Annotated in this window: 12 protein-coding genes and 5 pseudogenes; 14 read left to right on the top strand and 3 right to left on the bottom strand. The window is 74.1% G+C overall.

Annotation, left to right across the window (positions count from 1 at the left end; translation table 11 throughout):
• Positions 1 to 81: 81 nt before the first annotated feature.
• Positions 82 to 1,059 carry a YbaK/EbsC family protein gene (locus QUE40_RS19450; protein WP_338070568.1) on the top strand — a complete coding sequence of 326 codons (978 nt, stop codon included), beginning with the start codon at positions 82 to 84 and terminating at the stop codon, positions 1,057 to 1,059.
• Here QUE40_RS19450 and QUE40_RS15210 read toward each other — a convergent pair.
• Both QUE40_RS15210 and QUE40_RS15205 read right to left on the bottom strand, forming a co-directional pair.
• A pseudogene (locus QUE40_RS15210) lies at positions 1,043 to 1,959 on the bottom strand (LCP family protein). The gene QUE40_RS19450 and the pseudogene QUE40_RS15210 sit on opposite strands and share 17 nt — an antisense overlap.
• Before the next feature lie 2 nt (positions 1,960 to 1,961).
• Positions 1,962 to 2,138 carry a hypothetical protein gene (locus QUE40_RS15205; protein ID WP_289231477.1) on the bottom strand — a complete coding sequence of 59 codons (177 nt, stop codon included), beginning with the start codon at positions 2,136 to 2,138 and terminating at the stop codon, positions 1,962 to 1,964.
• Between the two features lie 244 nt (positions 2,139 to 2,382).
• Here QUE40_RS15205 and ygfZ point away from each other — a divergent pair.
• From ygfZ to QUE40_RS15160, 11 genes and pseudogenes are all read left to right on the top strand, one after another.
• A pseudogene (gene ygfZ / locus QUE40_RS15200) lies at positions 2,383 to 3,431 on the top strand (CAF17-like 4Fe-4S cluster assembly/insertion protein YgfZ).
• 94 nt (positions 3,432 to 3,525) lie between these two features.
• Positions 3,526 to 3,882: a helix-turn-helix domain-containing protein gene (locus tag QUE40_RS15195; RefSeq protein ID WP_142006696.1), complete on the top strand. Its 357-nt coding sequence runs from the start codon at positions 3,526 to 3,528 to the stop codon at positions 3,880 to 3,882.
• Positions 3,883 to 3,925: 43 nt separating this feature from the next.
• Positions 3,926 to 4,639: a hypothetical protein gene (locus tag QUE40_RS15190; protein ID WP_289231476.1), complete on the top strand. Its 714-nt coding sequence runs from the start codon at positions 3,926 to 3,928 to the stop codon at positions 4,637 to 4,639.
• A 91-nt stretch (positions 4,640 to 4,730) separates the two neighbouring features.
• Positions 4,731 to 5,030 (top strand): annotated as a pseudogene (locus QUE40_RS19880) (PRC-barrel domain-containing protein); the annotation flags it as partial.
• A gap of 845 nt (positions 5,031 to 5,875) precedes the next feature.
• The gene (locus QUE40_RS19875; RefSeq protein ID WP_491018192.1) at positions 5,876 to 6,451 is read left to right on the top strand and encodes a hypothetical protein; all 576 of its coding nucleotides are present in this window, start codon (positions 5,876 to 5,878) and stop codon (positions 6,449 to 6,451) included.
• Positions 6,452 to 6,525: 74 nt separating this feature from the next.
• Complete coding sequence (locus tag QUE40_RS15180) at positions 6,526 to 7,494, top strand: asparaginase (RefSeq protein ID WP_289231474.1); 969 nt, start codon at positions 6,526 to 6,528, stop codon at positions 7,492 to 7,494.
• Positions 7,494 to 7,919: a D-aminoacyl-tRNA deacylase gene (gene dtd, locus QUE40_RS15175; RefSeq protein WP_289231473.1), complete on the top strand. Its 426-nt coding sequence runs from the start codon at positions 7,494 to 7,496 to the stop codon at positions 7,917 to 7,919. Before QUE40_RS15180 ends, dtd begins: the two co-directional genes overlap by 1 nt.
• A gap of 10 nt (positions 7,920 to 7,929) precedes the next feature.
• A complete protein-coding gene (locus tag QUE40_RS15170) occupies positions 7,930 to 8,250 on the top strand; it encodes a DUF2516 family protein (protein WP_142006690.1) in 321 nt (106 codons plus the stop codon).
• 2 nt (positions 8,251 to 8,252) lie between these two features.
• Entirely contained in the window at positions 8,253 to 9,056 is an 804-nt protein-coding gene (locus QUE40_RS15165) for an alpha/beta fold hydrolase (RefSeq protein ID WP_289231472.1), read from the top strand.
• Positions 9,057 to 9,077: 21 nt separating this feature from the next.
• Positions 9,078 to 9,263: pseudogene (locus QUE40_RS19445) on the top strand (type I phosphomannose isomerase catalytic subunit); the annotation flags it as partial.
• Between the two features lie 80 nt (positions 9,264 to 9,343).
• Positions 9,344 to 10,276, top strand: coding sequence for a cupin domain-containing protein (locus QUE40_RS15160; RefSeq protein WP_433997011.1), 933 nt, complete (start codon positions 9,344 to 9,346; stop codon positions 10,274 to 10,276).
• Positions 10,277 to 10,380: 104 nt separating this feature from the next.
• Here the strand turns inward: QUE40_RS15160 and QUE40_RS15155 are convergent.
• A pseudogene (locus QUE40_RS15155) lies at positions 10,381 to 11,183 on the bottom strand (class I SAM-dependent methyltransferase).
• 117 nt (positions 11,184 to 11,300) lie between these two features.
• On the opposite strand from QUE40_RS15155, the gene mshA reads away from it, so the two are divergent.
• Positions 11,301 to 12,563, top strand: a complete 1,263-nt coding sequence (gene mshA / locus QUE40_RS15150) for a D-inositol-3-phosphate glycosyltransferase (protein ID WP_289233102.1) — start codon at positions 11,301 to 11,303, stop codon at positions 12,561 to 12,563.
• On the top strand, positions 12,560 to 13,072 hold the full coding sequence (locus QUE40_RS15145) for a YbjN domain-containing protein (RefSeq protein WP_142006681.1): 513 nt from the start codon (positions 12,560 to 12,562) through the stop codon (positions 13,070 to 13,072). The genes mshA and QUE40_RS15145 overlap by 4 nt, the downstream gene beginning before the upstream one ends.
• Positions 13,073 to 13,076 lie beyond the last annotated feature (4 nt).

Below are 13,076 nucleotides of genomic sequence, written 5' to 3'. Positions count from 1 at the left end.
AGGTCTGGGTCCAGTTCGAACGGCACGACCCGATGGTATCCACGGCCGGGGCGGCCGCCGCTGCTTCGTAGGCTGGTCGCCATGAGCGCCGAGGAGTCCGTCCAGCTGGTCGACGAGGCGGGAGAACCGGCGGGCAGCGCGCCCCGGTCGGTGATGCGCGCCGACAACCTGCCGCACGCGGGCACCGGGGTGTTCGTACGCCGGCCGGACGGCGCGATCTACGTCCACCAGCGCGCACGCACCAAGGACTGGGCGCCCGGCCACTGGGACGCCGCCGCGGGCGGCGTGCTGCGCGCCGGCGAGGATCCGGCCGACAACGCCCGACGCGAGCTCGAGGAGGAGCTCGGCATCGCCGGAGCCGAGCTGCGTGGGCTGGGGACGCACGCGTACGCCGACGGCACCACCCGCCTGTTCGAGCACCTCTTCGAGGTGGTCTGGGACGGCGAGATCCGTTGGCCCGACGAGGAGGTCGTCGACGGGCGCTGGGTGCTCCCCGAGGAGCTGGGCCCGCTCGTCGAGACCGGTCCGTTCGTGCCCGACACCGCCGCGGCGCTGGAGCAGCTGGCCGCCGAGGGGGCGGGCGACTACGCGCAGCTGCGCGCGTTCGCCGGAGCGCGTCGGGCGGGGCTGCCGTTCACCGTCACCCGGCACGGGCGGGTGCGCTCGCTGGAGGAGGCCGCCGCCGCGCGCGGGGTCGAGCCGCGGCAGCTGCTCAAGACGATGGTGGTGCGCCTGTCGGCCGACGACCACCGGCTGGTGCTGGTGCCCGGCGACCGCGAGATCGCTTGGCCCCGTTTGCGATCCGCGCTCGGCGTGAACCGGCTGACCATGCCGTCGGCCGACGAGGCGCGCGAGGTGACCGGCTTCGTGCGCGGCACGATCACGCCGTTCGGCACCCGCACCCCGCTGCCGGTCGTGCTCGACGCGTCGGTGAGCGGGCCGATCTCGCTCGGCGGCGGTGCGCACGGCGTCGGCATCACCGTCGAGCGCGACGACCTGGTCGCCGCGCTCGACCCGCTGGTGGTCGACGTGGCCGAGCCGGTCAGCCCGGGTTCGTGATCTGCCCCGGCAGGGTCGTCATCGTGTCCTCCTGCAGCGCCTGACCCAGCTGCTTCATGCGCGGCTCGTCGACGACGTCGATCGAGCCGATGCCGCGCACCGAGCTGAAGCCGGAGTAGGGCGCGGTCATGAACGTGATGTCGGCCTGCCGCACCCCGCGCATGCTGAACGCCAGGCTGCGCATGTCGCCGGTGCTGAAGCTCTCGTCGACCACGAGGTTCTGCGACACGTCGTCGACCATCCCGGACAGCTTGACCGGGTTGGTGAGCGTTCCGGTGTTGAGGGTCTTGCTCATCAGACCCTTCATCCACGCCTGCTGCCGCTTGCCGCGGTCGATGTCGCCGCCGGCCAGCTGCTTGCGCTCGCGCACGAACGCCAGCGCCTGGTCGCCGTTCATCTGCATGGTGCCGGGCGTGAAGGTGTAGCCCTGGCTGGTCGAGGGCTGGTCGACGTTGACCTGCACGCCGCCGACCGTGTTGGTCAGCTCCTTGAAGCCGTCGAAGCCGATGGCCGCGACGTTGTCGATGCGCACGCCGAGCAGCTGCTCGAGGGTCTGGACGAGCAGGGGGCGCCGCCGAAGGCGTACGCCGCGTTGATCTTGTTCTTCCCGCGGCCGGGGATGTCGACGTAGAGGTCGCGCGGGAAGTGGATGACCTGCAGCGACTTGCGGTCGTTGGGCACGTGCACCAGCTGGATGACGTCGGCGCGGGCGCCCGAGCGCAGCTCCTGGGTGCGGCTGTCGGAGCCGAGCAGCAGGATGTTCTGCGCGTTGCCGGCGCTCGCGGCGCGGGTGGCGCGGTCGCCGTCGGGCAGCAGGCTGCTGCGGGTGACGTTGTTGTCGAACTTGTTGGTCAGGTAGAGCGCGAACCCGCCCAGCGCCACGGCCACGATGAGCGCCATGGTCAACAGCACCAGCAGCGCGACGACCAGCGGGTTGCGGCGCTTGCCCTCGCGTCGCCGGCGCGAGCGGCGCGACCCTCTCCTTGCTCGTCCGCCTCGGCGTCGTCACGCCCGTCGGTCGGCTCGTCGGCGTCGTCGGTCAGCCGCAGCCTGCGGTCATCGGCGTCGTCATCGGGCATGGCGGTCAGTGTAGGTGCGCAGCCTGCGCGGGACCCGGGAGCGGCGACCAGGCGTCGGCCGCCGCCGAGCCCGTCGACGAGGTCGCGCCATCACGCCGGTCGAGCCCCTCGAGCCGCTGTTTCGCGATTGTGAAGTCGGATGTGCCCACCGCGTTGTCGGGGGTTGGCGACGACACGGATCGGCGGTGACCCTGTTGAACCTGCGGCGGCAACGTGTCTTCGCCGCCGGACGTACGCTGGAGTCGTGACTTCCCCAGCGGTGCCCGACCTTCGCTCGCCTCTGCTCGACCGCCCCGGCGCGGTCGCGGGGAGGGGCTCGAAGCGGCGGTCGCGGCGCACTACGGCGACCCGATGCGCGAGCAGCGCCGGCTGGTCGCGGGCGAGGCCGTGGTCGACCTGTCGCACCGCGGGGTGCTGCAGGTCAGCGGCCCCGACCGGCTGAGCTGGCTGCACTCGCTGACCACCGCCCGGCTCACCGACCTGCCGCCGCGGCGCTCGGCCGAGACGCTGATCCTCAGCCCCAAGGGGCACGTCGAGCACGACCTGCACCTGGTCGACGACGGCGAGACCGTGTGGATCACCGTCGAGCCCGGCACGGCCGAGGCGGCGGCCGCGTGGCTGGACTCGATGCGCTTCATGCTGCGCGTCGAGGTGCGTGACGTGACCGCCGAGTTCGCCGTCGTCGGCGAGGTCGACGACCGCGAGTGGACCGAGGCCGACGCGCCCGCCGTCGCGGTCTGGGTCGACCGCTGGCCCGAGCTCGGAGACGACACCGCCTCCTACAGCGGCGAGGGACCGCACCCGGCGCAGGGCCGGCGCTGGCGCGAGGTGATCGTGCCGCGCGAGGCGCTGCAGGCGTACGTCGGGGAGCGGGGGCTCGCCGGCACCTGGGCCGCCGAGGCCGAGCGGGTCGCCGCGTGGCGGCCCCGGCAGGGCGTCGACACCGACCACCGCACCATCCCGCACGAGCTCGACCTGCTGCGCACGGCGGTGCACCTGCACAAGGGCTGCTACCGCGGGCAGGAGACTGTCGCGCGGGTGCACAACCTCGGCCGCCCGCCGCGCCGCCTGGTCTTCCTGCACCTGGACGGCTCGGGGCACGTGCTGCCCGAACCCGGCACCGACGTCATGGCGCCGGGCAACCCGCGCCCGGTCGGTCAGCTCACCTCGGTCGCCCGCCACCACGAGGACGGTCCGATCGCCCTCGCGCTCGTCAAGCGCAGCACCCCGGCCGACGTCGACCTGCAGGTGGGCGACGTGGCCGCCGCGCAGACGGTGATCGTCGAGCCCTGACCCGACCCCGACGTACGCCCTCGCCGGGTCGTGTGACCCGGCTCACGCTGCCTCCGGCTTGCAAAGTGCTAACTGCAGCAAGCACAATGGGGGCATGAGTTCGCGACTCCCCGTGCCGGAGCTGCCCGACCTGGGCGGCTATCTGCGCGAGCAGCGTCAGGCCGCCGAGCTGTCCCTGCGGCAGCTGGCCGAGCGCACCGGGATCAGCAACCCGTACCTGTCGCAGATCGAGCGTGGCCTGAAGAAGCCCAGCGCCGAGATCCTGCAGTCCATCGCCAAGGGCCTGCAGATCTCCGCCGAGCAGCTGTACGTCCACGCCGGCATCCTCGAGCCCGACCACGACAAGGGGTCCACCCTCGACGTGCGCGCGGCCATCCACGCAGACCCCCGCCTGACGGCACAGCAGCGCAAGGCGTTGCTCGACGTGTACGCGTCGTTCGTCGGCGAGTAACCGAAGTCCACGACCCTTGGTTCACCACCGAAAGGAACAGGCGATGAACGCCCTGCAGAACCTCAAGAAGTCCCTGACCGACCCGACCCCGTTCTACGCCGCCGTCGGCGCAGCCGACCTGGCCGTCGCCCGCGTCGTCGCCGCCTCCGACGAGGCCGGCAAGCGCGCCGCCGAGCTGCGCGCCCAGCTCAAGCCGCAGGCGCTGGCCGGCAAGGCCCAGCAGGCTGCCAACGAGACCGTCGAGCAGGTCCAGGCGCTGCCGAAGCAGCTGGAGACCCAGCGCAAGGCGACCGTCGCCCAGGCCGAGGAGTCCTACGTCGGCCTCAGCAAGCGCGGCGCCGACGTCGTGGCCGCGCTGTGGAACCAGGAGCAGACCCAGCAGGTCGTCGGTCAGGGCAAGGCCACCGTCGCCGGCGTCCGCAAGGCCGCCGAGGACGGTCAGGACCTCGCGACCAAGGCCGTGCTGGCCGGTCGCAAGGAGGCCGCCAAGCAGGTCGAGGCCGTCGCCGACTCCGCGCAGTCCGCGGCCGGCAAGTTCGGCGCCGAGGCCGGCAAGCTCGGCGACGAGGCCCGCACCGAGGTGCGCTCGTCGGCCGCCCGCTACGGCGCGGTCGACGCCAAGCCCGCCAAGCCCGCCAAGAAGGCTCCGGCCAAGCGCACCGCGAAGAAGTCGCCGGCCAAGCGCACCGCCAAGAAGGCCCCCGCGCGCAAGAGCTCGGCCAGCAAGACCACGGCGAGCACGGCCAAGAAGGCCTGACCCGCTTCACCCCGATGACGGCGCGTCCCCGCGAAGGGGGCGCGCCGTCGTCGTTCGCGTCCCCAGATTTCGCGGATTGATATCCCTTAGGGTGAACAGGCCAGCAAGGCCGCGATGGTCGGGTGGAAAGCAGGACGGAGGTCTTCCTCCCGACCGTGAATCCGACGATCGAAGGGACTACACCGTGATCACGAACGAGAACGTCCAAGCCATCCGCGGCGGCACCGCTGTCGACCGCAACGGCGACCGGATCGGCACCATCGGCGAGGTCTACCTCGACGACCAGACCGGGCAGCCCGCCTGGATCACCGTCAACACCGGCCTGTTCGGCACGTCCGAGTCGTTCGTGCCGCTGCAGGGCGCCGAGCTCTCCGGCACGGACGTGCAGCTGTCGTTCACCAAGGATCAGGTCAAGGACGCGCCGCGCGTCGACGCCGACCAGCACCTCGACGTCGAGCAGGAGCAGCAGCTCTACTCCCACTACGGCCTGCAGCCGCCCGCCGCGGGTGGCGGTGTCGGCCAGCGTGGCGACGGCCAGCGCGGTGACGGGCAGCTCGGCGACGGCACCGGCCGCGACGCCGGTCTGCGCGGCGACGGCGTGCGCGACGACAACGTGCGCGACGCCGGTGTGGCCGGGGCAGCCGGTACGGGTGTGGCCGGCGCTGCCGGTGCCGCCGGCACCGGCCTGGGTCGGGACAACGACCGTGACCGCGACGGTGGCTTCGGCGACCGTGACCGTGACGGTGGCCTGAGCGCCGAGCGCGACCGCGACACCGGCCTGACCGGTGACCGCGAGGGCGGCTTCGGTGACCGTGACCGCGACGCGGGTGTCGGTGGCGGCGTCACCGGCCTCGGCGGCGACCGCGACACCGGCCTGACCGGTGGCCGTGAGGGCGACACGGGCTTCACCACCGCCGCCGGCACCGGCCGCGGTGAGACCGCGACGGGTCTCGACCCGGTCCGCGACCAGGACAGCGGCCTCGGCGGTGACCGTGACCGCGGCCTGGGCGGCGACCGTGACTCCGGCTTCGGCGACCGCGACCGCGGCCTGGGCGGTGACCGTGACTCCGGCTTCGGCGACCGCCAGCACAGCGACCAGACCGGCGCGTTCGGCACCGATCGCGACTCCGGCTTCGGCCGCGAGACGACGCCGCGCACCGGCACCCAGTCCGAGCCGGGCCTGCCCGAGACGCAGCAGGGCACGCCGGGCACCCCGGCACGCCGGACGTACCACCGGTGCCGGGTCAGCCGGGGCAGCCCGGTCAGCCGGGCGTCCCGCCCCAGCCGGGCACGCCCGAGGTCCCGCCGACCCCCGGCCGTCCTGACGCGCCGGAGCCCGACGTGCAGCCGACGACCGGCCACCCGGGTGCTCCCGGCGTGCCGCCCACCCAGCCGTCGACGTTCGACCGCCCGGGTGACGCAGGTGCGCCGAGCTCGCCCGGTGCGGGGTCGTACGACCGCTCCGGCGACATCGGCTCGGCCGGTGCTCCCGGCGCCGGCTCCTACGACCGTCCCGGCACCAGCGGCACCGGTGCCGGCGACACGTTCGACCGCCCGGGTGAGCACAGCACCGCCGACGCGTCCGGCGCACCGGGCGCGGGGACGTACGGCAGCCCGAGCAGCGGTTCGCCGCTGGACGAGTCGGCCGGTCTCGGCACCGACCGCGACGCCGGTCGCGTCGAGCGGACCCCGGGCGACGGCACCGTCGGCGACGCCGACCGCGGCGACGCGAACGACGGTGAGCGCAAGGGCTTCTTCGACAAGGTGAAGGACGCCATCACCGGCGAGAAGGACGGTCGCAACGACCGCTGACCGCTCGCCCGCACCCGGAGCCCCCGACCAGCCGCTGGCCGGGGGCTCCGGCGCGTCTGGCTAGCCTGATCCGCGTGAGCGACCCCATCTCCGCGCTGTCCGAGGCGCCCGTGCTGGCCCACGTCGAGCGGTCCGGATTCGTCGAGTCCGTGCACCGGGCGATCGCCGTCGAGGTGGCGGCCGACGGCGCCGTGACCCGCCGCTTCGGCGACGTCGACGCCCCGCACTTCCCGCGCTCGTCCAACAAGCCGATGCAGGCGATCGGGATGCTGCGCTCCGGGCTCGACCTGCCGCCGGACCTGCTGGCGCTGGCCTGCGCCAGCCACTCCGGCGAGCAGATCCACCTCGACGGGGTGCAGCGCATCCTGGCCGGTGCGGGCCTGCCCGTGGCGACCCTGCAGAACACGCCCGACCTGCCGTACGGCGAGCAGGCGCGGCTGTCTTGGATCCGCTCCGGCCACGACAAGGAGTCGATCACCCAGAACTGCTCGGGCAAGCACGCGGCCATGCTCGCCACCTGCGTCGCGGCCGGCTGGGACACCGCGACCTACCGCGAGGCCGAGCACCCGCTGCAGCAGGCGATCGCCGTCGCGCTCGCCGATCTCGCCGGCGAACCGGTCGGGGCGGTCGGCGTCGACGGCTGCGGCGCCCCGGTCATGGCGATCAGCGTGGCCGGGCTCGCGCGCTGCTTCGGGCGCATCGCCGCCGCCGCGCCCGGCACCCCCGAGGCGCGGGTCCGCGACGCGATCGGTGCCCACCCGCGCATGCTCGGCGGAGACGGGCGCGACGTCACCGAGCTGATCGCCGGGGTGGGCGGCCTCGTCGCCAAGGACGGCGCCGAGGCGGTCTACGCCGTCGGGCTCGCCGACGGCCGCGGCTTCGCGGTCAAGGTGGTCGACGGCGGGCAGCGCGCCCGCGCGCCGATCATGGCGCAGCTGCTGCGCACGGCCGGTGTCGACCAGCCGGTGCTCGACCGCGTCGGGGACGTGCCGGTGCTCGGCCACGGCGAGCCGGTCGGCCGGGTCGTCGTGCGAGGGATCTGATGCGGGCGGTCCTGCAGCGCGTCACCCGCGCGGCGGTCACGGTCGAGGACGAGGTCGTCGGCCGCATCGACCGCCCGGGCCTGGTCGCCCTGGTGGCCGCGACCCACGACGACGGACCCGAGCAGGTCGAGGCGATGGCCCGCAAGATCGCCGAGCTGCGCATCCTGCGCGACGAGGAGTCGCTGCTCGACGCCGGCGCCCCGGTGCTGGTGGTCTCCCAGTTCACGCTCTACGGCGCCACCCGCAAGGGGCGGCGGCCCTCGTGGTCGGCCGCGGCGCCCGGCCCGGTCGCCGAACCGCTCGTCGACGCGGTGGTCGAGGCGCTGCGCGGCCGCGGCCTCGAGGTGGCCACCGGCCGGTTCGGCGCGATGATGCAGGTCGAGCTCGTGGGAGACGGCCCGTTCACCGTGCTGGTCGACGTCTAGGCTCCTCGGTATGGATTCGGTGTTCCAGGTGCAGAACGCGATCGCCCTCCTGCTCGGAGTGGCCGTGCTGGCCCTCGAGGTGTTCGCCTTCGTCGACTCCCTGCGCCACCGCGCCGACGCCTACACCGCGGCCGGCAAGCTCAACAAGCCCGCCTGGTGCGGCATCACCGGCGCCAGCGCCGCTATCGGCTTCATCACCGTGACCAACCCGCTCAACATCTTCAGCCTGCTCGCCGTCGTCGGCGCCTCGGTCTACCTCGCCGACGTGCGGCCGGCCGTGCAGCGCATGGTCGGGGGCGGCCGCAACAACGGGCCCTACGGCCCCTGGTGAGCATGCCGCTGCCCACCGCCTCCCGCATCACGTCGATGTTGCCGACGGCAGACGGCGCGATCGAGTACGCCATCACCGGATCCGGTTCTCCGGTCACGGTTTTCGCGCACGGGCTGAGCGGGACCATCGACACGACCCGGCCGTTCGGCGGGGGAGTGCCGGGCAGCAAGGTCTTCTTCCACTTCCGCGGCCACGGGGCCTCATCCTCGCCCGAGACGCCGTGGACCTACGCGGCGCTCGCCGGCGAGCTCGACGCCGTCGCCCGCCGCACCGGGGCCACCCGCGCGCTCGGGGTGAGCATGGGCGCCGGGGCGATCTGCCGGCTGCTGCAGGACGACCCGGCCCGCTTCGAGCGCATGGTGCTGGTGATCCCGGCCGTGCTCGACACCCCGCGCCGCGACGAGGCGCGCGAGCGGCTGCTGCGCATGGCCGAGCTCGCCGAGGAGCGCGACGTCGAAGGGGTCATGCAGCTGCTGCTCGAGGAGCAGCCGGCGCAGGTGCGGGCCCGCACCGACGTGCGCGCGTGGTGCCGGCGACAGGCCGAGGTCGTGGTGGCCACGGACGTACGCCGGGCGCTGCGGACGATCCCGCAGGAGACCGCCATGACCGACCGGGCCGCGCTGCGCGCGGTGACCGCGCCGGTGCTCGTGCTGGCGCAGGAGCGCGACCCCGCCCACCCGGTCCCGGTGGCCGAGCAGATCGCCGACCTGATCCCGGACTGCCGGCTCGAGGTGCTGCCCCCGGGCGGCATCATGTGGCAGCACCGCGATCGCGTACGGTCGCTGGTCGGCGAGTTTCTGGGCTGAGGGCAGCGGGGGAGAGACGACGTGCAGCTCCTGGAGGGGCACATCCAGCACTACGCCTGGGGGTCCCACGAGGTGATCGCCCGGATGACCGGGCGTGCCGTGCCGACCCCTGAGCCGGAGGCCGAGCTGTGGCTCGGCGCGCACGAGGCGGCGCCGAGCCGGGTCCTCGGCGACGGGGCGCAGGGCCACCTCGACGGGCTCGTCGCGGCCGACCCGCAGCGGGTGCTCGGCGACCTCGCCGCGCGCTTCGGGGGCGGCTGCCGTTCCTGCTCAAGGTCCTCGCGCCCGTGCAGGCGCTGTCGATCCAGGCCCACCCCAGCGTCGAGGAGGCGGCCAGCGCCCCCGCCGGCACCTACGGCGACGGCTGGGCCAAGCCCGAGGCGTGGTACGCCCTCACCGACTTCGAGGTCTTCGCCGGTCTGCGACCGTTCGACGACACCCGAGCGCTCGCCGAGCTGCTCGACGTCGAGGCGCTCACCGGCCACGTCGCGGCGGCCACCGAGGCTCCCGAGCCGGCGCGCGCGCTGCTCGCCACCCTGCTGCACCTGTCGTCCGACGAGCAGGCCGAGCTGGCCGACGCGGTGGTCGAGGCGTGCCGCCCGCTGGCGCCCGCCGAGCCGGCGCTCGACGCCGTCGTGCGGATCGCCGAGCAGCACCCGCGCGACATCGGGCTCGTGGTGCTGCTGGTCATGCGGCACGTCGTGCTGCGGCCGGGCGACTACGCCTTCGTCGACGCGGGCGTGCTGCACGCCGGCGTGCGTGGGGTGGTGGTCGAGATCCTCGCCAACTCCGACAACGTCGTGCGGGCCGGCCTGACCCCAAGCACATCGACGTCGACGAGCTGCTGCGCATCGCCGACCTCGACCGGCAGATCGAGCCCGAGCGCGGGGTGCTCGACGAGGGCTGGACCTGCTTCCCCGCGAGCACGCCGTACTTCATGCTGCGCACCGCCCCCGTGGCGGCCGACCCGCTGCCGGTCCCGGCCGACGGACGGCCGCGCATCCTGTTCGCGCTCGACGCCCCCGTCGAGGTCGTCGGGCCGCAGGCCACCGTGCGCGTCGCCCCCGGCCAGGGGTGCTTCCTGGAGGCGGGCGACCGGGCGCACGTGCGAGCGGCCGCCCCCGCCGAGGCGGGCTCGGCCTCCGACGCCGCCCGCCCGCGCGTCTTCCTGGCCGCCCCCGGCGACGCCTGACCGGCCACGCCCGCCCGGGTCCGCCTGACCGGGTCCGCCTGACCGGGCGTACGACCCCACCCAGCCCCGCATGAAACCGGGTTTCGGTCGTTCGACCCCAATGCATCAGGGTCAAACGGCCGTAACCCGGTTTCATGCCGGGTAGGGCGCGGGGGCCACGGCCTCCCAGGCCACGGTGACCTCGCCGAGCCGCCAGCGGCGGGGGCCGTGCAGCACCGGCCAGCCCTGCTCGCGCAGCGCCTCGACCGTTGCGAGGAAGCGCTGCCGCGGGCCGTACGCCATCAACGGGCTCGTGCGTCGCCACGCACCGGAGAGGTCGGAGACCAGGTGGTGCACCCGCTCGCCCGGGACGTTGCGGTGGATGAGTGCCTTCGGCAGCCGCTCGGCCACGACCGCAGGGTCGGCGAGCGAGCCCAGGTGCAGCGACACCGTGAGCGACACCGGCCCGGAGCGCTCGAGCGCGACCCACGAGGCGATCCGGCCGAGCTCGTCGCAGGTGCCGTCGACCAGTAGCCCGCCGGGTGCCAGCCGGCCGCGCAACCGCTCCCACGCGGCGCCGACCTCGCCCTCGTCGTACTGCCGGAGCACGTTGAACGCCCGGATCAGCTGCGCGTCACGCCCGTCGAGCGGCACCTCGAACCCGCCGAGCCGGAAGCCAACTCCCTTGCGCGCCAACGGTTCTCCCGCGGCGACCCGTTCGGGGAGATCTCGATGCCGACCACCTCGACGTCGGGGCGCACCGGCTGCAGGCGCCGGGCGAGCTCCAGCACGGTGACGGGCGAGGCGCCGTAACCCAGGTCGACCACCACCGGTGACCGGGCCGCCCCGCGCAGCCGGTGCGCCTGGGTCGCGACGAGCCAGCGGTCGCAGCGGCGCAGCCGGTTGGGGTTGGTGGTCCCTCGCGTGATGACACCGACGGGCCGCCTGCTGGTCACCGCGCGAGGCTATCTGCGGCCCGTGCGAGACTCGAAGTCGTGAGCTCCACCGACGCTGCGGACGACCGCGGGACGCGGCCGGACCCCACCGGGGGCTGCCCCGTGCAGCGGGTCGCGATGATCAGCGTGCACACCTCGCCCCTGGAGCAGCCCGGCCAGGGCGACGCGGGCGGCATGAACGTCTACGTCCTGGAGTCCGCCCGCGAGCTCGGCCGTCGCGGCATCGAGGTCGAGATCTTCACCCGCCGCACCACCGCCGCCCAGCCCGACCTCGTCGAGGCCGCGCCCGGCGTGCGGGTGCGCTTCGTCGACGCCGGCCCCTACGAGGGTCTCGGCAAGGACGACCTGCCCGGTCAGCTGTGCGCCTTCACCGCCGGGGTGATGCGGGTGCTGGCCGGTCTGCCCGAGGGCTACTTCGACCTGGTGCACTCCCACTACTGGCTCTCCGGGCAGGTGGCCTGGCTGGTCGCCGACCGGTGGCGGCTCCCGATCGTGCACTCCATGCACACGATGGCCCGGGTCAAGAACGCCCAGCTCGCCGCCGACGACTCGCCCGAGCCGCCCGGCCGCGAGATCGGCGAGGAGCAGGTCGTGCGCGCGGCCAGCTGGCTGGTCGCCAACACCGCGAGCGAGCGGCGCGAGCTGATCGACCTGTACGCCGCCGACCCCGACCGCGTCCACGTCGTCAGCCCCGGGGTCGACCTGGCCACGTTCACCCCCGGCGACCGCGCCGCGGCTCGCGCCGAGCTCGGGCTCGGCGACGACGAGGACGTGCTGCTGTTCGTCGGTCGCATCCAGCCGCTGAAGGGCCCCGACGTGCTCGTGCGGGCGGCCTCCCGGCTGCGCGCCGCGCGCCCCGACCGTCGCCTGGTGGTCGCCGTGCTGGGCGCGCCCAGCGGCTCGGGGCTGCGCCATCCGACCTGGCTCTCCGACCTGGTGAGCGAGCTCGGTCTCGACGAGGTCGTACGCCTGCTCCCGCCGGTCGACCGGCCCACCCTGGCCCAGTGGTACCGCGCGGCCGACCTGCTCGCGGTCCCCTCCTTCAGCGAGTCGTTCGGGCTGGTCGCGGTCGAGGCGGCCGGCTGCGCCACCCCCACGGTCGCGGCCCGGGTCGGCGGCCTGCCCACGGCGGTCGGCGACGGCGGCGTGCTGGTCGACGGCCACGACCCGAGGGTCTGGGCCGAGACGCTCGGGGCGCTGCTGGACGACCCCGAGGCGCGCCGCGAGCTGGGCGAGCGGGCTCTGCGCCACGCGCAGGACTTCGGCTGGGACCGCACGGCCGACCAGCTGCTGGAGCTGTATCGCACGGCCTGCCGCCAGGGCGAGCAGGCGCCCCACGACCAGCCCCTCGCGGGCGTACCCACGGCGGTGATCCCATGACCCTCGACGAAGCCACCCGAGTGCTGGAGTCGGCGCTCGCCGACGCCGAGATCGAGTGGGAGCCGGGCGTCGCAGACGGCGAGTACGCCGTCACGCTCCCCGGCGAGAAGAAGCTCAAGACGGTCGTCTCGCTGATCCTGCGCGAGCGCGGGATGTCGGTGTCGGCGTTCGTGATCCGCGCCCCCGACGAGAACCACGACGCGTTCTACCGCCACCTGCTGCTGCGCAACCTGCGCCTGCCCGGCCTGGCGTACGCCATCGACAAGCTCGGCGACGTGTTCGTCGTCGGTGAGGTGCCGCTCGAGGCGGTGACCGAGGCCTATCTGGACCAGCTGTTCGGGGTGCTGCTCGCGGCCTGCGACGAGCCGTTCAACGACCTGCTGCTCATCGGCTTCCGCACGTCGATGCAGAAGGAGTGGGACTGGCGCATCTCGCGCGGCGAGTCCACCCGCAACCTCGAGGCGTTCCGGCAGGTGCTCGCCCGAGACGGGGACGACGCCTCTTCCTAGGATG

The organism is Barrientosiimonas endolithica, from assembly GCF_030296655.1.
Classification (GTDB): domain Bacteria; phylum Actinomycetota; class Actinomycetes; order Actinomycetales; family Dermatophilaceae; genus Barrientosiimonas; species Barrientosiimonas humi.
The sequence above is the reverse complement of the archived record's forward strand: the minus strand, read 5'-3'. Positions and strand labels throughout refer to the sequence as shown.